General features: G+C 64.2%; 17 protein-coding genes. 3 read left to right on the top strand and 14 right to left on the bottom strand.

Annotation, left to right across the window (positions count from 1 at the left end; translation table 11 throughout):
• Positions 1-2: 2 nt before the first annotated feature.
• The 7 genes from era to rpoZ all read right to left on the bottom strand — a co-directional run bounded on the left by era (position 3) and on the right by rpoZ (position 6,896).
• Entirely contained in the window at positions 3-929 is a 927-nt protein-coding gene (era, locus tag AB7M16_RS04025) for a GTPase Era (protein WP_172783429.1), read from the bottom strand.
• Complete coding sequence (rnc, locus tag AB7M16_RS04030) at positions 919-1,785, bottom strand: ribonuclease III (RefSeq protein ID WP_172783428.1); 867 nt, start codon at positions 1,783-1,785, stop codon at positions 919-921. The genes era and rnc overlap by 11 nt, the downstream gene beginning before the upstream one ends.
• The gene (gene lepB, locus AB7M16_RS04035) at positions 1,782-2,546 is read right to left on the bottom strand and encodes a signal peptidase I (RefSeq protein ID WP_172783427.1); all 765 of its coding nucleotides are present in this window, start codon (positions 2,544-2,546) and stop codon (positions 1,782-1,784) included. The genes rnc and lepB overlap by 4 nt, the downstream gene beginning before the upstream one ends.
• Positions 2,547-2,795: 249 nt before the next feature.
• Positions 2,796-3,215, bottom strand: coding sequence for a holo-ACP synthase (gene acpS, locus AB7M16_RS04040; RefSeq protein WP_453943199.1), 420 nt, complete (start codon positions 3,213-3,215; stop codon positions 2,796-2,798).
• Entirely contained in the window at positions 3,212-3,964 is a 753-nt protein-coding gene (locus AB7M16_RS04045; RefSeq protein WP_453943200.1) for a pyridoxine 5'-phosphate synthase, read from the bottom strand. Before AB7M16_RS04045 ends, acpS begins: the two co-directional genes overlap by 4 nt.
• A 45-nt stretch (positions 3,965-4,009) precedes the next feature.
• Positions 4,010-6,298, bottom strand: coding sequence for a RelA/SpoT family protein (locus tag AB7M16_RS04050; protein ID WP_172783424.1), 2,289 nt, complete (start codon positions 6,296-6,298; stop codon positions 4,010-4,012).
• A gap of 205 nt (positions 6,299-6,503) precedes the next feature.
• Positions 6,504-6,896: a DNA-directed RNA polymerase subunit omega gene (rpoZ, locus tag AB7M16_RS04055; RefSeq protein WP_007603391.1), complete on the bottom strand. Its 393-nt coding sequence runs from the start codon at positions 6,894-6,896 to the stop codon at positions 6,504-6,506.
• Between the two features lie 329 nt (positions 6,897-7,225).
• Between rpoZ and AB7M16_RS04060 the strand changes: the two genes are divergently transcribed.
• The gene (locus tag AB7M16_RS04060; RefSeq protein ID WP_025036724.1) at positions 7,226-7,870 is read left to right on the top strand and encodes a LabA-like NYN domain-containing protein; all 645 of its coding nucleotides are present in this window, start codon (positions 7,226-7,228) and stop codon (positions 7,868-7,870) included.
• Positions 7,851-8,525: a uracil-DNA glycosylase gene (locus AB7M16_RS04065; protein ID WP_453943201.1), complete on the top strand. Its 675-nt coding sequence runs from the start codon at positions 7,851-7,853 to the stop codon at positions 8,523-8,525. The genes AB7M16_RS04060 and AB7M16_RS04065 overlap by 20 nt, the downstream gene beginning before the upstream one ends.
• Here AB7M16_RS04065 and AB7M16_RS04070 read toward each other — a convergent pair.
• The 4 genes from AB7M16_RS04070 to dapA all read right to left on the bottom strand — a co-directional run bounded on the left by AB7M16_RS04070 (position 8,522) and on the right by dapA (position 11,012).
• On the bottom strand, positions 8,522-9,103 hold the full coding sequence (locus tag AB7M16_RS04070) for a peroxiredoxin (RefSeq protein ID WP_453943202.1): 582 nt from the start codon (positions 9,101-9,103) through the stop codon (positions 8,522-8,524). The genes AB7M16_RS04065 and AB7M16_RS04070 overlap by 4 nt on opposite strands.
• A 4-nt stretch (positions 9,104-9,107) precedes the next feature.
• Positions 9,108-9,581 carry an SsrA-binding protein SmpB gene (smpB, locus tag AB7M16_RS04075; RefSeq protein ID WP_025036727.1) on the bottom strand — a complete coding sequence of 158 codons (474 nt, stop codon included), beginning with the start codon at positions 9,579-9,581 and terminating at the stop codon, positions 9,108-9,110.
• 73 nt (positions 9,582-9,654) lie between these two features.
• Positions 9,655-10,068 (bottom strand): large conductance mechanosensitive channel protein MscL, encoded by a 414-nt coding sequence (gene mscL / locus AB7M16_RS04080; RefSeq protein WP_453947123.1) that lies wholly within the window; start codon positions 10,066-10,068, stop codon positions 9,655-9,657.
• Between the two features lie 53 nt (positions 10,069-10,121).
• Positions 10,122-11,012, bottom strand: a complete 891-nt coding sequence (dapA, locus tag AB7M16_RS04085) for a 4-hydroxy-tetrahydrodipicolinate synthase (protein WP_172783421.1) — start codon at positions 11,010-11,012, stop codon at positions 10,122-10,124.
• A gap of 279 nt (positions 11,013-11,291) precedes the next feature.
• On the opposite strand from dapA, the gene AB7M16_RS04090 reads away from it, so the two are divergent.
• Positions 11,292-13,712 carry a lytic transglycosylase domain-containing protein gene (locus AB7M16_RS04090; RefSeq protein ID WP_453947124.1) on the top strand — a complete coding sequence of 807 codons (2,421 nt, stop codon included), beginning with the start codon at positions 11,292-11,294 and terminating at the stop codon, positions 13,710-13,712.
• Between the two features lie 150 nt (positions 13,713-13,862).
• Here the strand turns inward: AB7M16_RS04090 and AB7M16_RS04095 are convergent, their stop codons facing one another.
• From AB7M16_RS04095 to AB7M16_RS04105, 3 genes are all read right to left on the bottom strand, one after another.
• On the bottom strand, positions 13,863-14,120 hold the full coding sequence (locus AB7M16_RS04095; RefSeq protein WP_311739355.1) for a DUF3551 domain-containing protein: 258 nt from the start codon (positions 14,118-14,120) through the stop codon (positions 13,863-13,865).
• 138 nt (positions 14,121-14,258) lie between these two features.
• Positions 14,259-15,779 (bottom strand): porin, encoded by a 1,521-nt coding sequence (locus AB7M16_RS04100; RefSeq protein ID WP_172783418.1) that lies wholly within the window; start codon positions 15,777-15,779, stop codon positions 14,259-14,261.
• Positions 15,780-16,279: 500 nt separating this feature from the next.
• Positions 16,280-18,907 (bottom strand): O-linked N-acetylglucosamine transferase family protein, encoded by a 2,628-nt coding sequence (locus tag AB7M16_RS04105; protein WP_453943203.1) that lies wholly within the window; start codon positions 18,905-18,907, stop codon positions 16,280-16,282.
• Between the last annotated feature and the right edge of the window lie 211 nt (positions 18,908-19,118).

A 19,118-nucleotide genomic window follows, 5' to 3' on the forward strand; every position in this document is an offset into this window, starting at 1 on the left:
GGTTATTCTTTCGGGAAGTCCAGACCCATCTCGCGGTAGCGATCGGGATCGTCGCCCCAGTTCTCGCGCACCTTGACGAACAGGAACAGGTGCACCGGCACGTCCAGGATCTGCATCAGCTCCTTGCGCGAGTCGGCGCCGATCGACTTGATGGTGGCGCCGCCCTTGCCGAGCACGATCTTGCGCTGGCTTTCGCGCTCGACATAGATCGTCTGCTCGATCCGCACCGACTTGTCCTTGCGCTCCTCCCACTTGTCGGTCTCGACCGTGGACTGGTACGGCAATTCCTGGTGCAGCTTCTGATAGATCTTCTCGCGCGTGATCTCCGCCGCCAGCTGCCGCATCGGCGCGTCCGACATCTGGTCCTCAGGATAGAGGAACGGGCCCGGCGGCACCATGTCCGCGAGCGTCTTGCGGATGTCGTCGACGCCGTCGCCCGAGATCGCCGATATCATGAACGTCCGCACGAAGCTCATGCGCTCGTTCGCGGCCTGCGCCAGGGCCAACAGCTTCTCGCGCTGGACCAGATCGACCTTGTTGATGACGAGGATCTTGTCGTGATTGACGCTGGCCGCCTTGGCGAGGATCGCCTCCGCCTCCTCGTCGATCCCGGTCTTGGCATCGAGCAGCACGCAGACGAGATCGGCATCGTGGGCCCCGCTCCAGGCGGTCGAGACCATGGCGCGGTCAAGCCGGCGCTTGGGCGAGAAGATGCCGGGCGTGTCGACCAGGATGATTTGCGCGTTGTTCTCGATGACGATGCCGCGGATCAGCGCGCGCGTGGTCTGCACCTTGCGCGAGACGATCGTGACCTTGGCCCCGACCAGCGCGTTGACGAGCGTGGACTTGCCGACATTCGGCGCGCCGATCAGCGCGACGAAACCACAGCGCGTCGCGCTGGGTGCCTCGCCGCTTGCTTCAACCATCATTGCCGCCGCCGACGCCTTCGCGTTCGATCATTACTGAGGCTGCCACCTTCTCTGCCGCGCGCTTGCTGCCGCCGATGCCCTCGGCCGGCGCCAGGCCCGGCAGATCGACGGCGACGCGGAACTGCGGATCGTGATGCGGGCCGGTACGCTCGACCTCGCGATAAACCGGCGTCGGCAGTCCCTTGCCTTGCGCCCATTCCTGCAGCACGGTCTTGGGATCGCGCAACGGACGGCGCGGCTTGTGCATACGCTCGGTCCAGTTACGCTTGACGAATTCGGCTGCCGCCGCATGGCCGCCGTCGAGATAGACGGCGCCGATCACGGCCTCGCAGATGTCGCCGAGAATGGATTTGCGCAGGCGGGCATCGGCACTGGAGCCGACCGAGCCCAGCTTGATGTCGTCGACGAGACCGAGCGACTTGGCGACGTCCGCGCAGCTCTCCTTGCGCACGAGCTCGGCAAGACGCTTCGACAGCTCGCCTTCGTCGGCGTTCGGGAAGGCGTGATAGAGCATGTCAGAGACGACGAGGCCGAGCACGTGGTCGCCGAGGAATTCCAGCCGCTGATAACTGTCGCCGCGCTTGCGCCCGGACTTCAGGGCCGAGACATGCGTGATCGCCTGCATCAAGAGGTTCGGGTCAGTGAAGCTGTGGCCGATGCGCGCTTCGACCGCCGCATTCGCGTCCGTGCCTTTGGCCTTGCTGCTCCGCGCCCGCTTCTTCTTCGCAGGCGCCTTGTCTGCAGATGCCTTGTCGGCCGGTGTTTTGTTTGCGGGCGACTTGGTCGCGGCTTCCCCTTCGGGGCCCGCCTGCGCCTCGATTGGTTGGGTCGCGATGTCCTTTGCTTCGTCTTTCATCGGACGATTTTGAAGAAGCGATTCCAGCGCACCGCCCACGGCCAGCGCCAGAACATCCAGGCATGCTCGCCTTCAGCGATCGAGAAGAAGATCATCTGGGCGCGGCCGATCAAGTTCTCCTGCGGGACATAGCCGACCTGGCCGAGAAAGCGGCTATCGGTGGAATTGTCGCGGTTGTCACCCATCATGAAGAAGCGGCCGGCCGGCACGGTGTAGACGTTGGTGTTGTCCATGTAGCCGTTGTCGGCGCAGTCCAGCGTCTCATAGGACACGCCGTTCGGCAGCGTCTCCTTCCAGCGCTTCACCCGGGAGATGCCGCCGCCCTCCGAGCCGCAAGGGTCCTCGCCGACATATTCGCTCATGCGCTGCCGCTCGACAGGCACATCGTTGATGTAGAGCAGCCCGTCCCGCATCTGGATGCGGTCGCCGGGAAGCCCGATCACGCGCTTGATGTAGTCGGTGGAATCGTCCTTCGGCAGGCGGAACACGACGATGTCGCCGCGGGCCGGGTCCGAGCCCCAGATCCGTCCCGAGAACAGCGGCGGCGAGAACGGAATCGAAAAATGGCTGTAGCCGTAGGAATATTTCGAGACGAACAGATAGTCGCCGACCAGCAACGTCGCCTTCATCGAGCCGGACGGGATGTTGAAGGGCTGAAACAGGAAGGTGCGGATCACGAGCGCGATCAGGAGAGCATGAATGACGACCCGGATCGTTTCGCCGACGCCGCTCTCAGTTTTCGTTCCTGAAGTCACGCTCATTGCTCTCTCAATTCCGGCCGGCGGTCACAGAGCGCCCTCCTGGCGCGAACAGCCCATCGCTTCGCGGCCCATGGAGATTGTCCTGATTCTGATAGTGGGGGCCAATTCCGGCGTAAAGCCGAATTCGCCCAAGCTGGTTTGCGTCGGCGGACTTTTAGACGGTTGTCGGAGGCCACGCAATCAAGGATCGCATCAAAACTGAATAAGACATTGATTCCAAATACGAATTATAAAATCGACCGGATCGCATCAGGGCTTCGCCAGCGGCACGGCCGAAATGATGACGAAGGCCTGCGCCAGCGGCCAGTCGTCGGTGATCGAAAGGTCGATCCGCGCCTCGAAGCCCTCCGGCGTCAGGGCCTGGAGCCGGGCCAGGGCGCCGCCGGTCAGCTGCATGGTCGGCCGCCCGCTCGGCAGGTTGACCACCCCCATGTCGCGCCACCAGACGCCGCGCCTGATGCCGGTGCCGAGCGCCTTGGAGCAGGCCTCCTTGGCGGCGAAACGCTTGGCGTAAGTCGCCACCACCATCTTCTCGTTCTTGGCCCGCCGCTCCGCCTTGGCCCGCTCGGCGGCCGTGAAGATGCGGTCGAGGAACCGCTCGCCATGGCGCTCGATCACCTTGGCCACGCGGGTAATGTCGATCAGGTCGGAGCCGATGCCGATGATCATGCCCGGCTCCGGCCACGGTCCATCGCCGCGCGCATGCTGCGCACGGTCTCGGCCAGCCCCACGAACAGCGCCTCGCCGATCATGTAATAGCCGATGTTCAGCTCCATGATTTCCGACAAGCCCGCGATCTTCTCCGCCGTCGCATAGTCCAGCCCGTGACCGGCGTGAACCTCCAGCCCCGCGTCCTTGGCCAGCTTCGCTCCCGCTACGATCCGCCGCCATTCGGCCTCGGCCTTGTCGCTGTGGCCGTCGGTGACGGCATCGCACCAGGCGCCGGTGTGGATCTCGATCACGGGCGCGCGCAGCCGCGCCGCCATCTCGATCTGGGCGGGGTCGGCCGCAATGAACAGCGACACGCGGATGCCGGCCTCGTTCAGCCGCGCGATATAGGGCGCGAGCGCGTCGCGCTGGCCGACCACATCCAACCCGCCTTCGGTCGTCACCTCCTGGCGCCGCTCCGGCACGAGGCACACCGCGTGCGGCTTGGTGGCGAGCGAGATCCGCATCATGTCGTCCGTTGCGGCCATCTCGAAATTGAGCGGCTTGGAGATCTCCGCCTTCAGGCGCGCCATGTCCTCGTCGCGGATGTGCCGGCGGTCCTCGCGCAAATGTGCGGTGATGCCGTCGGCGCCGGCCTCGATCGCGAGCAGCGCCGCGCGCACCGGATCGGGATGGCGGCCGCCGCGCGCGTTGCGCACGGTTGCAACGTGATCGATGTTGACGCCGAGGCGGAGCTTCGAAGCGGGCATTTCAGGACTCGCGAAATCAGAGGGAACGGCGCATGCGAGATGCGCCTATCCATTAACACGTTCGACTTTGGCGACCACCGCCTTCGCGCGCAGCTGGGCCAGGATCGCGCTCAGGTGCTTCAAATCGTAGACTTCGAGATCGATCGTCGTCTCCGTGAAATCGGGCGAGCGGCGCTGCATGCTGATGTTGTCGATGTTGCCGTCGTGCTCGGCGATCACGGTCGCGATCTGCGCCAGCGCGCCGGGCTCGTTGACGTTCTCGACCTTGATGCGGGCGGGGAAGCGCTGCGGCGCGGAGTCCTCGATGTCCCAGCGGACGTCGAGCCAGCGCTCCGGCTCCTCCTCGAAATCCTTCAGGGCCGGTGCCTGGATCGGATAGATCGTGATGCCCTCGCCCGGGGTGACGATGCCGACGATGCGATCGCCGGGGACCGCGCCGCCGTTCGGCGCGAACTTCACCGGAAGGTCGGAATTGATGCCGCGGATGGGGATCGCAACCGGGCTGCGCGCCGGTTCGGAGACTCCCTTCTCCTTGAGCTTGGCGGCAAGCCCCTTCTTGACGCCGTAGCGCGCGATGCGCTCCTCCTTGTAATCGGGGTACATCGCACGTGCGACATGGGAGGCCTTGATCTCCCCTCGCCCCACCGCCGCCATGACGTCCTCGATCGAAGTGCGCGCGAGCCGCGGCAGCGCGCCCTTGAGCTTGTCGTCGGCGTATTCGATCTTGGCGCGCTCGAACAGGCGCTCCACGATGCGCCGGCCGAGCCCGACATATTGATCGCGCACCGCGGTACGCGTGGCGCGGCGGATCGCGGCGCGCGCCTTGCCGGTGACGGCCAGCGTCTCCCAGGCCGAGGGCGGCGCCGACTGCGCCTCCGAGGTCAGCACCTCGACCTCGTCGCCGTTCTGGAGCTCCGAGGACAGCGGCGCGAACTTGCCGTTGATCTTGCAGCCGACCGCGCTGTTGCCGACGTCGGTATGCACGGCATAGGCAAAGTCGATCACGTTGGCATGGCGCGGCAGCGCGATCAGCTTGCCCTTGGGGGTGAAGCAGAACACCTGGTCGTGGAACAGCTCGAGCTTGGTGTGCTCGAGGAATTCCTCCGGGTTCGCGCTTTCCGAGAGGATGCCGATGGTGTGGCGCAACCAGGCGAAGGCGTTGGACTCGCGCTTGAGGAATTCGGTCGGCGAACCCACACCCTCCTTGTAGAAGACGTGCGCGGCGATGCCGCGCTCGGCGATCTGGTCCATCGCCTCGGTGCGGATCTGGAGCTCGACGCGCTGATTGCCGGGGCCGATCACGGTGGTGTGGATCGAGCGGTAGTCGTTCTGCTTCGGCGTCGAGATGTAGTCCTTGAAGCGCCCCGGCACGACCGGCCAGGTGGTGTGGACGATCCCGAGCGCGCGATAGCAGGCCTCGATGTCGCTGACGACGAGGCGGAAGCCGAAGATGTCGGACAATTGCTCGAAGCCGACGGACTTGCGCTCCATCTTGGTCCAGATCGAGAACGGCTTCTTGCGCCGGCCATAGACCCGCGCCCCCAGACCCCGATGGCGCAGATTGTTGGAGAGCTGGTCCTCGATCTCGCCGATCAGGTTGCGGTTGCGCTCGGCGAGCGCATCGAGCCGCTGCATCACCACCGAATAGGCTTCGGGATCGAGGGTGCGGAAGGACAGGTCCTCCAGCTCCTCGCGCATCTCCTGCATGCCCATGCGGCCCGCCAGCGGCGCGTAGATGTCGAGCGTCTCCTCGGCGATGCGCCGGCGCGATTCCGTGGGCACGAAATCCAGCGTGCGCATGTTGTGCAGGCGGTCGGCGAGCTTGACCAGAAGCACGCGGACATCGTCGGCAATGGCCAGCAACAATTTGCGCAGGTTCTCGGCCTGCTTGGCTTCGCGCGAGACCAGCTCGAGCCGCTTCAGCTTGGTCAGGCCCTCGACCAGCGCCCCGATTTCGGATCCGAAGATCTGGTCGATCTCGGCCCGCGTCGCCTCGGTGTCCTCGATCGTGTCGTGCAGCAGCGCGGCCACGATGGTGGCGTCGTCGAGCTTGAGGTCGGTGAGAATCGCCGCCACTTCGAGCGGGTGCGAGAAATACGGATCGCCCGAGGCGCGGGTCTGCGAGCCGTGCGCCTTCATGGCGTAGACGTAGGCCCGGTTCAGCAGGTCTTCGTTGGTGTTGGGATTGTAGGACCTGACGCGCTCGACGAGGTCATATTGACGCATCATGCGGGCGCGGGGCCTGGCCGGGCGCGCGACCGGCGCAGTCGGGGCCACGGCAACCGATTCGGTTGCGGCCTGCATCTGCGTGGATCTGCGGCGCCGATATACCATGCCGTCCTGCCTTCAAACGGGCTCGAACCGGCCCGCTGCATACATCCTAACTCCGATCGCGCTCGTGTCCGATCAATTCAGTGACAGGGCAAAGCGCCAACCGCAGCGCTATGGTAACCACGAAAAGGTCAACAAAAGCAAAGGCCCGAACAGCGGTTCGGGCCTTTGATATGATCACAAGAAGAAGATGATCGCGATGGAGGAATTACTCGTCTTCCTCGGGCTGCTCCTCGGGGGGCGCGAGGCCTTCCAGGCCCTTCAGCAGCTCCTCTTCGGTCATGCGCTCCACCGCGACCTCGGTGTCGTCGGCATCGACGCTTGCGCCCGCGGAACCGATCAGCGGCACCGTATCCGGCTCGGGCTCATCCACCTCGACGAACTTCTGGAGCGAGTGGACCAGCTCCTCGCGGAGGTCCTCCGGCGAGATCGTCGTCTCGGCAATTTCACGTAAAGACACAACAGGGTTCTTGTCGTTATCGCGGTCAACCGTTAGTTGTGAACCGGACGAGATCATGCGGGCACGGTGGGCGGCCAGCAGGACCAAGTCAAACCGGTTGTCGACCTTGTCGATACAATCTTCTACGGTGACGCGAGCCATGGACTGTCGCTCCGTTGTGGGTGGGACGAAATATGTGGATGATTGGGGCTAGTTATAGGGGCCGGGACGGTTTCGCAAGGCCAATTTGTGATTTGGCCTCGCCAAACGGCTCTGCTACCCCCACATTGGGGCTGGGATGGGTGGTTTTCCGGGCTGCCGTTGGGGGCGGCGCCGGGTGCATGCAAGTCCGCCATAACTATACCTTGATTGCCCCGACTTCTCCGGATTTGCGGTTTCGACGGATCTCTGCGGCACTCTAGAACTGCGCGGCCCATTGTCGCCGCGCCAACAAAAAACGATCAATCACGAACGCTACGCGAGCAAACTGAATGTCACCTTCTCCTACCAACAAGATCGCGCTCTTCATCGACGGGGCCAATCTCTACGCGACGGCGAAAACCCTCGGCTTCGACATCGACTACAAGCGCCTGCTGAAGGAGTTTCAGAGCCGCGGTACGTTGTTGCGGGCGTTCTATTACACCGCCATCATCGAAGACCAGGAATACTCCTCGATCCGCCCGCTGATCGACTGGCTGGACTACAACGGCTACACCGTCGTCACCAAGGCGACCAAGGAATTCATCGACGCCTCCGGCCGCCGCAAGGTGAAGGGCAACATGGACATCGAGCTCGCCGTGGACGCCATGGAGCTCGCCGAGCACATCGACCAGATGGTGCTGTTCTCGGGTGACGGCGACTTCCGCTCGCTGGTCGAGGCCGTCCAGCGCCGCGGCGTGCGGGTCACGGTGGTCTCCACCATTGCCAGCCAGCCGCCGATGATCGCCGACGAGCTGCGCCGCCAGGCCGACGTCTTCACCGATCTCGTCGAGCTGCAATCCAAGCTCGGCCGCGATCCGTCCGAGCGCCCCGCCCCGCGTGACCGCGGCGAGCGTGGCGAACGTCATCACGCCCCGCAATTCCTCCAGCGCGCGACCACGATGGCGCCGAGGGGCGATGACGACTTCGAGGAGTGAGGCGGCACGGTCCAGCCGCCAGCCTCTCACCGTCGTTCCCGACCGCGACTGCCCGCTCTGTCCGCGCCTGGTCGCCTTTCGCGAGGCGAACCGCGCGCGCGAGCCATCGTGGCACAATGCGCCTGTTGCGCCCTTCGGCGACATCAAGGCCCGCCTCCTGATCGTGGGCCTCGCGCCGGGAATGCAGGGCGCCAACCGCACGGGGCGGCCGTTCACCGGCGACTATGCCGGCGACCTGCTCTACGCCACGCTGATCGAATACGGCTTTGCCAGGGGCACCTATCAGGCGCGCCCGGACGACGGCCTGAAACTCGTCGATTGCCGGATCGCCAATGCCGTGCATTGCGTGCCGCCGCAGAACAAGCCGCTGCCGGTCGAGATCAACACCTGCCGCCAGTTCCTCGTGGCCAATCTGGCGATGATGCCGAACCTGCGCGCGATCGTCGCGCTCGGGCGGATTGCGCACGACAGCGTGCTCAAGCCGCTGAACCTGAAGGCCTCACAAGCTCCCTTCGGCCATGGCGCGGTGCATCAGGCCGGCGCGTTCAGGCTCTACGACAGCTATCACTGCTCCCGCTACAACACGAATACCGGCGTGCTGACCCCGGACATGTTCAGATCGGTGTTCGCGAAGGTGAAGGCGGATCTCGACTAGCTATTGGCGGGATTCGCCTTGAGCCAGGCCAGCACGTCGCCGGCGTTCCGATCGGGCGGAAACACGGGATAGAACACGTGTGTGATCCTGGCGTCGTCGATAACAAGCGCGAGGCGCTTGATCAGCGTCAGGCCCGCGACCTCCATGGTCGGCAAGTTCAAGGCGCGCGTCAGCGCCAGCTTCTCGTCCGAGAGCACCGGGAACGGCAGATGCAGGCGCGAAGCCATCTCGATCTGGTAGTCGTTGCTCTGGGTCGAGAGGCCGAACACGTGCGAGGCGCCGGCGGCTTTCAGCTCGGCGTAGAGATCGCGGAATGCGCAGGTCTGGGGCGTGCAGCCGCGCGCTCCGGGGATCATGTCCCAATCGTCGACCAGCGCGATCTTGCCGGGCTCTCCGGTGCGGGGATAGGCGAACACCACGGTGCGGCGGCGCAGCGCCGACAGCGTGACCGACGTATCGTCGGTCGCGAGCAGGGCGATCGGCGGCAACGTCATGCCCTCCAGATGGGCAGCGCCGCCGTCGTCGGAAGGCGCGGGAATCTGGCTCCAGTCGACCTCGAGCAGGTTCCGTTGATTCATCTCGTCATCCCCTCGCCCGCAGCAGCCGGCCCTTCTCCCGGCTCCAGTCGCGCTTCTTCTCGGATTCGCGCTTGTCGTGCAGCTTCTTGCCCTTCGCAACCGCCAGCTGCAGCTTGGCCCGGCCGCGCTCGTTGAAGTAAAGCTTGAGCGGGATCAGCGTCATGCCCTCGCGATCGACCGCGCCGATCAGCTTGTTGATCTGCCGGCGGTGGAGCAGCAGCTTTCGCGGCCGCTTGGGCTCGTGGTTGAAGCGGTTGCCTTGCAGATATTCGGGAATGGTGGCGTTGATCAGCCAGATCTCGCCGTTCTTGGAATCGGCATAGGATTCCGCGATCGTGCTCTTGCCGTTGCGGATCGACTTGACCTCGGTGCCGGTCAGCGCAATGCCCGCCTCGATCGTGTCCTCGATGGCGTAGTTGAAACGCGCCTTGCGATTTTCCGCCATCACCTTGATCGGACGTTCGTTCTTATCGGCCATGACCTACAAAACCTGACGGGCAAACCTGATCGAGATGCGCTCGGATTCTAACAGTTCGGATGAAGTGGGCGCGTCACTTCTTGAGGAGATCGCGGATCTCGGTCAGCAGCTCGACTTCGGCCGACGGCTTTGGCGAAGCGGCGGGCGCCGCCTCCTCCTTGCGCTTCAAGGTGTTCATGGCGCGGATCACCAGGAACAGCACGAAGGCGACGATGATGAAGTTGATCGTCAGCGTCAGGAAGCTGCCGTAAGCAAGGACGGCGCCTTGCTTTTTCGCATCCGCTAAGTTGGTGGCGGTGACCGCCTTCGACAAGGGGATGAAGTAGTTCGAGAAGTCGAGGCCGCCTGTCGCAGCGCCGATGATCGGCATGATGACGTCACCGACCAGCGAGGTGACGATGGCGCCGAAGGCCGCGCCGATGATGACGCCGACCGCGAGGTCGACGACGTTGCCCTTCATGGCGAACTCACGGAACTCCTTGAGCATACGCGCGCCCTTTTCGTCCACGCTCATGAAAGGCCCCCCGAACGGCTATTGCGTCAGTTGATCAGGCCGGCGTGAACCATCGCGCTTTTCACGGCAACGCGGGTCGGCTCGGACACCGGAACCATTGGCAGCCGCAACGTCTCGTCCAGCTTGCCGAGCAGTGACATCGCGTACTTGATCGGCGCCGGATTGCTCTCAATGAAGAGGTTGTTGTGCAGCGGCATCAGCTTGTCGTGGATCGCGAGCGCCGCCTTGGTGTCGCCCTTCTGCCAGGCGGCGTGGAACTCCGAGCACAGGCGCGGCGCGACGTTCGAGGTCACCGAGATGCAGCCATGGCCGCCATGGGCCATGTAGCCGATGATGGTGGCGTCCTCGCCGGAGAGTTGGTTGAAATCCTCGCCCATTGCCGCGCGCTGCTGCGACACACGGACCATGCTGGCGGTGGCATCCTTGACGCCGGCGATGTTCTTCAGCTCCCACAGCCGCTTCATGGTGTCGACCGACATGTCGATCACCGAGCGCGGCGGGATGTTGTAGATGATGATCGGAATCCCGATCGCATCGTTGATCGCCTTGAAGTGCTGGTACATCCCTTCCTGGGTCGGCTTGTTGTAATAGGGCGTGACGATCAGCACGGCGTCCGCGCCCGCCTTTTCGGCGTGCTGGGAGAGCTCGATCGCCTCCTTGGTCGAGTTGGAGCCGGCCCCCGCGATGACGGGCACGCGGCCCTTGGCTTCAGCGATGCACCATTCCACGACCTTCTTGTGCTCGTCATGGCTGAGCGTCGGGCTCTCGCCGGTGGTGCCGACCGGAACGAGGCCATTGGTGCCCTCGGAGATCTGCCAGTTGACCAGGGAGCGAAACGCCGCCTCGTCCAGCGCGCCGTTCTTGAACGGGGTGACCAAGGCGGTGAACGACCCTCGGAATTTCGTCTTGGCTGCCATGGACTTCCTCCGTACGCGGCTTTCTTGAGCAAGCTCCCTTCATATCGGGTCTATCCGGCCGGTAAAAGGCCCGCGGTCTGTGCGCGGCTGGGTTTAGGCCGCGATTTTGCCGCGGTGCTGGTGCAAATCGGCCGGAGGTAAGCGGCTGTTGGTATTTTCTCCGCATATTCAAGCAAATTCAGCTAGGTCTTGAGCCACTTCACTGATTCGGGGCGACGAAACGCCGTGACCTCCTTTGCTTCTGCCGCATGGCGATCCCTGGGTATGGCCGTGTGCCTGATGGCAGGGCTGTCGATGGGCTGCGCCGCCCTCGCCAAGTCCAACGAGACGGCCGCGGAAACCAAGGATCCCGCCAAGCCGGCCGCCAAGGACGCGGCGAAGGGCGCGACCAAGGGATCGACCCAGGGATCGACCAAGGAAACAGCGAAGGACACAGCCAAGGGAACCGGCAAGGACGCCGCGAAAGCCGCGAGCAAGGGTGCGCCTGGCACCCCCGCCAAGGACGCCGCGAAGAAGCCCGACGCCGGCAAGAACGCCAGCAAGGAACCGGCGAAGGACAAGCCCAACGACAAACCCAAGCCTGCAGCCGCAACCCCTGCAGCCGCGCCAAAGGCGGCGCCGACTGTGAGCGGCGCGCCGCCCAAGGCAGCCCCCGCCCCGGCCGCGACGGCCACGATCAAACCGGCTGCGCCAGCCCCCGCGAGGCCGGCCGCAGCTCCCATGCTGGCGCCTGCAACCCGCCAGCATGCAACGCCGCGCAAGCCGGTCATCCCGGCTGCCGTCGCGGCGACATCGTCGACGTCGCAGGCCGACAAGGACACGCTGGAGAGCGTCATCGAGCTCGTGCGCAAGCGCAAGGCCGGCGACGCCACCAATGCCGCGGCCGGTATCTCCGATCCGGTCGCGCGAAAGCTCGCCGAATGGATCATCCTGCGCAGCGACGACAATGGCGCGACCGTGGAACGCTATCGCGCCTTCCTCTCCGCCAATCCGAGCTGGCCGTCGCAGACCTTCCTGCGCCGGCGCCTCGAGGCCGCGATGTGGGACGACAGGCGCGACGAGACGGTCGCGTGGTCGTGGTTCGAGAACGAGTCGCCGATTTCCGCGAAGGGCCGCTTCACGCTCGCCAAGGCGATGCTCGCCCGCGGCGACCGCGCCAATGCCGAGCGGCTGGTGCGCGAGGCCTGGCGCGGCGACCCGATGTCGGAGGATACCGAGAACAACGCGCTGGACCAGTTCGGCGCCCTGCTCACGCCGGGCGACCAGAAGGCGCGGATGGACAACCTGCTCTACGGCAGCGAGAACGAGGCGGCGCTGCGCGCCGCCAAGCGCCTCGGCGCCGGCTATGTCGCGCTCGCCAAGGCCCGCATCGCCGCGGTCAAGAAGGCGCCGAACGCGCGGGCACTGCTCGATGCGGTGCCGCGCGAGCTGCACAGCGATCCCGGCTTCGTCTTCAGCAAGATCCAGCTCCTGCGTCGCGAGGAGAAGTTCACTGAAGCCGCCCAGCTGATGCTGTCCGCGCCGAAGGATCCGGGTCGCCTCCACAATCTCGACGAATGGTGGATCGAGCGGCGCCTCTTGGCGCGCAAGATGATCGACACCGAGGAATTCCGCAGCGCCTATCTGATCGCGCGCGACGCCGCCCTGCCCTCGCGCGACATCTACAAGACCGAGCAGGAATTCACCGCGGGGTGGATCGCGCTGCGCTTCCTCAACGACCCCACGACCGCCGCCCAGCACTTCGCCCGCATCGGCGTCGGCAGCGTCAATCCGACCACGCTGGCGCGTGCCGGCTATTGGCAGGGCCGCGCTGCCGAGGCGATGGGCCGCCAGCAGGAGGCGCGCAACGCCTATGCGCGGGCGGCCGAGCAATCGACCAGCTATTACGGCCAGCTCGCGCGCGCAAAGCTCGGCCTGCCGCAGATCGAGCTCAACAACCAGCCGCGCGGGCGCGGCGCCGAGCGGCTCGAGATCGTGCGCGCGGCGCAGCTGCTCTACGAGCTCGACGAGCGCGAGATGGCGATTCCGCTGCTCGCCGATATGGGCGAGAACGGCGATCCCGAGGCGCTTGCCGGCCTCGGCGAGCTGACGCAGCGCTATAGCGATGCGCGCGGCATGCTGCTGCTCGGCAAGGCCGCACTCAACCGCGGCCTGCCGTTCGATTTCTATGCCTACCCCGTCAACGGCATTCCTCAGTTCACGCCGATCGGCCCCGAGGTCGAGCGCAGCATCGTCTATGCGATCGCGCGGCAGGAAAGCGCATTCAACCCGTCGGTGGTGTCGCCGGCGCAGGCCTACGGGCTGATGCAGGTGACGCCCGACGCCGCCCGCTACGTCTGCAAGCGCCATGGCGCAACCTATGACCTGGGACGGCTGAAGAACGATTCGGTCTACAACGCCACGCTCGGCTCGGCGGAGCTGGGCGGACTGCTCGAGGATTATCGCGGCTCCTACATCATGACCTTCGCCGCTTACAATGCCGGCCGCGGCAGCGTGAAGAAGTGGGTCGAGCGTTACGGCGATCCGCGCGACCCCAAGGTCGACGCCGTCGACTGGGTCGAGCTGATTCCGTTCTCCGAGACGCGCAACTACGTGCAGCGAATCATGGAGAACCTTCAGGTCTACCGCGCCCGCTTCGGCGGCGGCACCCGCCTGCAGATCGAGGCCGATCTGCGCCGCGGCGCCGGAAGCGTGGAATAGCCGCGCTTCCTGCGGCTTGAACCCAACCTACACCTTCCAGGAGTGGAACGGTCCGAGATGGTAGTCTAGCCCGTTCTCGTGCGGTTATCTCTGCTGCCGGAAGATCCGAAGCCGGCCCCGGGCACACGCGGGCAATTCACCACGTCCTGGTCATCGGGGCGGGGCGCCGGAGGGACCGGATTGGCCCGGCTGCGACCAATATGGATTAGCCAGGCACATCGCAGATAGTCCCATAGCCGCGGCCCTGCAGTCCTCCCAAGACAGGAAGCTACAGTAAGTCCTGCTGCTGCCACCCCACTCCCATTTCTGGAGGCAGACCGGGTAACGGGGATCGAGGGGTTCGGCAGCTGCAGGCGCAACAAGTGCGATGACCGTCGCAATCATCGATGCCGCTGTCATGGCCAACATCCGTCCGGTCAAAACCTTCACGCGCTGAAGCTCCAATAGATGCACCCCACCGCAGCTTCTAGATCACTCTAGAATCCACGCAAAGAAAAACCCCGGCAGTTTCCTGCCGGGGTTCGCTGATCAATTCGAAGATCGATCTTAGAAGGTGCGCTGAGCGCGAAGCAGAAGCTGCAGGTTGCCCTGATCCTTCAGCTCGTAGGTGGCTGCCGGCTTCGCAACCGCGGCGTTCGCCGTGGCAGCGCCCGCGATCGTGCCCGAGTACTTCTGGTCGAGCCAGACATAGCTCAGGTCCGCGGTGAAGGCGAGGTTCTTGACCGGGGTCCAGACCACGTTACCGCCGATAACCGCGAGGTTGAAGTCGGGGTTACACGTGGCAGTGGCGGCACCGTAGGCTGCGACGAAGTTCGCGCAGATCAGAGCCTTGCCCGTGTTGCCATAGCGAAGCGATGCATAGGCACCGTAGATGGCCGACACCCAGTTCGGCGACCAGTTGTGGGTGTAACCACCGCGGAAGCCCCAGGTCTTGACCGTGTCGATCCCGGTACCGGTGCCGAACACGCCATCAGCAATACCAGCAAAGCCGAGGCTCTGGTAGGCACCGATGCCACTGCCGCCGTAGATGTAGATGTTCTGCGGGAACAGGCTCTGGAAGTTGTAGCGCGATGCACCATCGGTGTAGACCGCCTGCAAGTTGATCGAGTCACCCGCACCGGTCGGGATGTTCTTGATCGACAAGGCGCCCTGCACGGCCCAGCCCCACTTGTCGTCGGGATGGCCAGTGGGTTCCGTCGTGCCGTAGTAGGCCGTGTGGAGTTCGTGCGCCGCTACCGAGAACTGGGCAAGACCCCAAGCCTGGTCGACACGAACCGCACCGACGATGTCGGGCATACGCGTGCCACCCCAATCGTTGGTGCCGTAGATGCCCTGGATGAAGGCAGCGCCGGCGGCCGAAGCCGAAGTGAAGCCACTGAGACCACCAGCAGTGATGCTGGCGTTATAGAGGTTGGTCTGGCCACCAGCGGCGGTCGTCAGGTCCTGCAACGCCACCGAAGCGGTGATGCCCTGGCCGAAATCAGCCGTATAAGCGATCTGGTTCACACCGGTGACGTTGTTGGAGCCGCCCGGAAGGAAGTCGGGACCGCCAGCCGGATAGCTCTGCCACGGTGTGTCGAAGATCGAGACCGTGCGGCCGAAGGTGAAACCAGCGAACTGAATGAACGCATGGTAGAGGCCGAGCGAAGCCGAACCGGTCGAGAACGTCGACGGGTTGCTGCCGGTGACCGCGGTCGTATCCCAGGAGAAAATCGTATCGGCGTAGGTGCGGACCACGCCATACTCGGTCGCCGTGCGGGTATCGACGTTGAAGTCGAAACGAGCGCGGGTCTGATAGTAGTTGTCCAGACGGTTGTTAGCGCCGCCGGGAGCACCCTGACCGATGCCGTAGTCGCTGTTGGTGTTGGCCAGCACGTCGGCGCGCACATAGCCGCCGAGCTTGATGCAGGTGTCGGTACCCGGAATATAGTAGAATCCGGCACCGTACAGGGAGCAGATCTTCACGTATTCGACCGCCTTGGCCTTCACGGGAAGATCGGCTGCCTGAGCTCCGCCAACGGCGAGCAGACCCGCCGCCGAACCGAGCAAAAGGCTCTTAAACTTCATGTTAAACCTCCAAGTTTGCTCTATAGGGAAGGTTCCGGATCCGCTGGGTGACGACACCCTAAGGTTGGTTCCCTTGTCCCTTGTAACCACCGCTTAGCCGCTTCGCGTTTTCGGACACACCCGCTGAAACGCGAGGGACTTAAGCGAACCACCTAGAACGGGACGACCTCGGGATGCCCCCCTCCGTCGCTCAGTCACAATTACTGAAGGTCCTTGCACACACAACAAAAGAACGCTTCGGACCGGGCCTCAAACGCTTGTTTTCCGATGGGTGTTGCACAAATAACACGCAGTTGTGATCAAAGCGCCCGAGCAAGCACTTGAAAACTCAGAGGAATTTTTTGGGGTTCCGTTTGCCTTGAAAAATCCCCGGTTCGAACAACGCAGCCCCTCGGCGTCCCTACAACGTCGACTCGCTCCGAACCGGCCGCGCGAATCTTTCGAATCTGGTCCGCGCTCGGTGGGTTGGGGACAATCGGCTGGTCAGTCCGGCCGCTGACTTATTCGCTGATAAAGAGCACGGAACCTGCCGCGGGAACTTCTATGTGACCCGGCGCCAATCCGGCGCGGTACCGCCGGACCATGGCTTCGAAAGCTTCTTCGAGGCTTCGGGTAAGCAAAGGCGTATTGAAGAGCGGCGACGTGAGACGACGCTCTTCCAGAGTTTCTCGAATGCCGCGGAGCCGCTCATGATCGCGAGCCAATTCGATCGCGCGCCCCTCATATTCATCACGAGAATGCGTGATCAGCTCGGGAAGATCGAGGGCATGCAGCAAGCTGGCCGCGACCCGTCCCGCGAAGGCGTCTCCGGCCAGCGTCAGCAGCGGCAGTCCGGCCCAGAGCGCGTCGCTTGCGGTGGTATGGGCGTTATAGGGCACCGTGTCCAAAAACAGATCCGCCAGGCGGTGTCTTGCCAGATGGTCCGCAGTGGAGGCGACGCGCGTTGCAAAGACCAGGCGCTGGGGATCGACGCCGCTCGCCTCGGCCTCTCTTCGCAAGTTGGATTTTGCGACATCCTGGAGATCGGAAAGCCAGACCACGGAGCCATCCACCTCCTTCAGGATTCGCATCCAGCTCTGAAACGTCGGCGGATTCAGTTTGTAGGCATTGTTGAAGCCGCAGAAGACGAAGCCCTCGGCCGGCAATCCCTGCTCTCGCCTGTCGAGCCCGACACGCGAGATTTCACGCCCCTTGGCATCGTGGGGCATGAAGCAGTGCGGCAGCCAGACGACCTTCTCCGAAAAGTGCTTGCGATGCTCGGCAGGGATGCTGCTCTCGTCGGCGATCACATAGTCCAGTAACGCCCCGCCGACGGTGCCGGCGAAGCCGAGATAGCCCGCAAGAACGGGGGCGGGCCGCTGCGCGAGAACACCGAGCCGCGCCCCGAGCGTATGCCCCATCAGATCCACGAGGATGTCGATATTGGCCGCCTTGATGCAGCCGACGATGTCATCATCGCTCCGCCCGTGGAGATCGACGAATTGATCGAAACTTCGCGCCAATCTTGCGCGCAGATCGCTGTCCTCGGCCGGGCCGATCGAGAAAGCGTGCGTTTCAAACCTGGTGCGATCGTGGGCCTCGAAAAGACCTGCGGCCAGATAGCTCACCGGGTGGGTCCGAAAATCCGCCGACAAGTAACCGACGCGGATCTTGTCAGCCTGCGCCGGGACGCCGTCGATGGCCTTGCGCCCGGCAAGGTTAAGCAGCCTTTCGATCCAGAAATCGGCGCTTCGTCGCTGGTCCTCGGCCAATGCCGCAATCGACAGCAGCGCGAACGGCTGGCAGCCCCCCTTGCCCGCACGAATGGATTCGATAAGGCGCCTTGTCTCAGCCTCTAGTTCTGTCCAGTCGCAGCAATTCAGCTTGGAATAGAGCCTCGCGCCCTCTACTCCGGGCAGGTCGCGATCGAGCGTGAGCGCTCTGTCGAACGCCGCGAACGCCTCGTCATGGCGCCGAAGGTCGGCGAAGATATTCCCTCGCCCGAACCAGGCCTCCGCCAGGTCGGACCTGATGGATAGCGCCGTGTCGTAGGCCTCGAGCGCTTCCGCGTGGCGCTTGACGTCTCCGAACACGTTCCCCCGACCGAGCCAAGCTTCGGCCAGGTCCGGCGCAATGGAGAGCGCCTTGTCGAAGGCGGCGAGCGCCTCGTCGCGACGCCGCAGATCCAGAAAGACACTGCCGCGGCCGAGCCAGGCTTCGGCCGAATTGGGCTTGATCGAAAGCGCCGCGTCATAAAGCGCCAGAGCGTCATCGCGGCCTTTGAGGCCGGCGAAGACGTTGCCGCGACCAATCATGGCTTCAATCGAATCCGGCCTGATCGTGAGTGCCTTGTCGTAGGCTGCAAGCGCTTCGTCATAACGCTTGAGATCAGCGTACGCATTGCCCCTGCCAAGCCAGGCGGCCGCGGCTTGCGGCGCGATATCGAGCGCGCGGTCGTAGGATGCGAAGGCATCCGCGTGACGCCTCAGTCCGTACAGGACATTGCCCCGGCCTATCCAGGCCTCCGCCAGATCTGCCCTGATGGAGAGCGCCTTGTCATAGGCATCAAGAGCCTCATCGCGGCGGCTGGATCGAGCCAGTGCCGTGCCGCGGCCGAGCCAGGCTTCCGCCAGGTCGGGCCTGACCGACAGCGCCCGGTCGTAGGAGGTCAACGCCTCGGCGTGCCGTCCGATCTCGAGCAGCGACTTGCCCTTGTTCGCATGGGCGTCGGCGTAGTTCGGGTCCAGGGCAATCGCTCTGTCGAAGTCGGATATCGCCGCCTCGTATTGCTCGAGCACGTTGCAAACCGCGCCGCGGTTATTCCAGCTCTCTCTCACATTGGGATTGAGGCGCAGGGCTCTGGTGAATTGCTCGTGCGCCAGCGCTGGCTTGCCGAGCTGCTTGGCGATCAGCCCGTAATTATAGAAGGAGACATCTGATCCTTGATTGAGCTTGACGGCGCGCGCGATGAACGGCTCGGCCTCGGCAAACCGGTTTGTGTTCATGAGAACGATGGTCAGCAGGTTGAGCGCCGGAACATGCGACGGCTCAAACTTGATGACGCGTCTGAAGCCCTCTTCGGCCTTCCTGAGATCGCGCCCATTCAGGGCCGCGAGAGCCTCATTGAAGATTGCTGCGATGTTCCTCATCGACGGAATAGACCCTTTCGCGACGCCCCTCACACCGATGGACCGGCGCCGCGTTCAGCATCGAACCGTGCACATTGCCAATCCTGCGGAAGGACGGTGTGACGTACTCCACGCCGGCCGGGTTGAACATATGCTCGGCAGCATGATTTCAGCGGGAGGACTCGGATAGGCCCCTCTTCCGGGGTTTGCCACAATCGAGAACAGCGGATTC

The sequence above is a fragment of the Bradyrhizobium sp. USDA 372 genome, from assembly GCF_053629095.1.

Excerpts from the sequence above, each read along its gene's own strand:
- era (WP_172783429.1), bottom strand. The coding sequence starts at position 929 with ATGATGGTTGAAGCAAGCGGCGAGGCACCCAGCGCGACGCGCTGTGGT.
- rnc (WP_172783428.1), bottom strand. The coding sequence starts at position 1,785 with ATGAAAGACGAAGCAAAGGACATCGCGACCCAACCAATCGAGGCGCAG.
- lepB (WP_172783427.1), bottom strand. The coding sequence starts at position 2,546 with ATGAGCGTGACTTCAGGAACGAAAACTGAGAGCGGCGTCGGCGAAACG.
- acpS (WP_453943199.1), bottom strand. The coding sequence starts at position 3,215 with ATGATCATCGGCATCGGCTCCGACCTGATCGACATTACCCGCGTGGCC.
- AB7M16_RS04045 (WP_453943200.1), bottom strand. The coding sequence starts at position 3,964 with ATGCCCGCTTCGAAGCTCCGCCTCGGCGTCAACATCGATCACGTTGCA.
- AB7M16_RS04050 (WP_172783424.1), bottom strand. The coding sequence starts at position 6,298 with ATGGTATATCGGCGCCGCAGATCCACGCAGATGCAGGCCGCAACCGAA.
- rpoZ (WP_007603391.1), bottom strand. The coding sequence starts at position 6,896 with ATGGCTCGCGTCACCGTAGAAGATTGTATCGACAAGGTCGACAACCGG.
- AB7M16_RS04060 (WP_025036724.1), top strand. The coding sequence starts at position 7,226 with ATGTCACCTTCTCCTACCAACAAGATCGCGCTCTTCATCGACGGGGCC.
- AB7M16_RS04065 (WP_453943201.1), top strand. The coding sequence starts at position 7,851 with ATGACGACTTCGAGGAGTGAGGCGGCACGGTCCAGCCGCCAGCCTCTC.
- AB7M16_RS04070 (WP_453943202.1), bottom strand. The coding sequence starts at position 9,103 with ATGAATCAACGGAACCTGCTCGAGGTCGACTGGAGCCAGATTCCCGCG.
- smpB (WP_025036727.1), bottom strand. The coding sequence starts at position 9,581 with ATGGCCGATAAGAACGAACGTCCGATCAAGGTGATGGCGGAAAATCGC.
- mscL (WP_453947123.1), bottom strand. The coding sequence starts at position 10,068 with ATGCTCAAGGAGTTCCGTGAGTTCGCCATGAAGGGCAACGTCGTCGAC.
- dapA (WP_172783421.1), bottom strand. The coding sequence starts at position 11,012 with ATGGCAGCCAAGACGAAATTCCGAGGGTCGTTCACCGCCTTGGTCACC.
- AB7M16_RS04090 (WP_453947124.1), top strand. The coding sequence starts at position 11,292 with ATGGCAGGGCTGTCGATGGGCTGCGCCGCCCTCGCCAAGTCCAACGAG.
- AB7M16_RS04095 (WP_311739355.1), bottom strand. The coding sequence starts at position 14,120 with ATGTTGGCCATGACAGCGGCATCGATGATTGCGACGGTCATCGCACTT.
- AB7M16_RS04100 (WP_172783418.1), bottom strand. The coding sequence starts at position 15,779 with ATGAAGTTTAAGAGCCTTTTGCTCGGTTCGGCGGCGGGTCTGCTCGCC.
- AB7M16_RS04105 (WP_453943203.1), bottom strand. The coding sequence starts at position 18,907 with ATGAGGAACATCGCAGCAATCTTCAATGAGGCTCTCGCGGCCCTGAAT.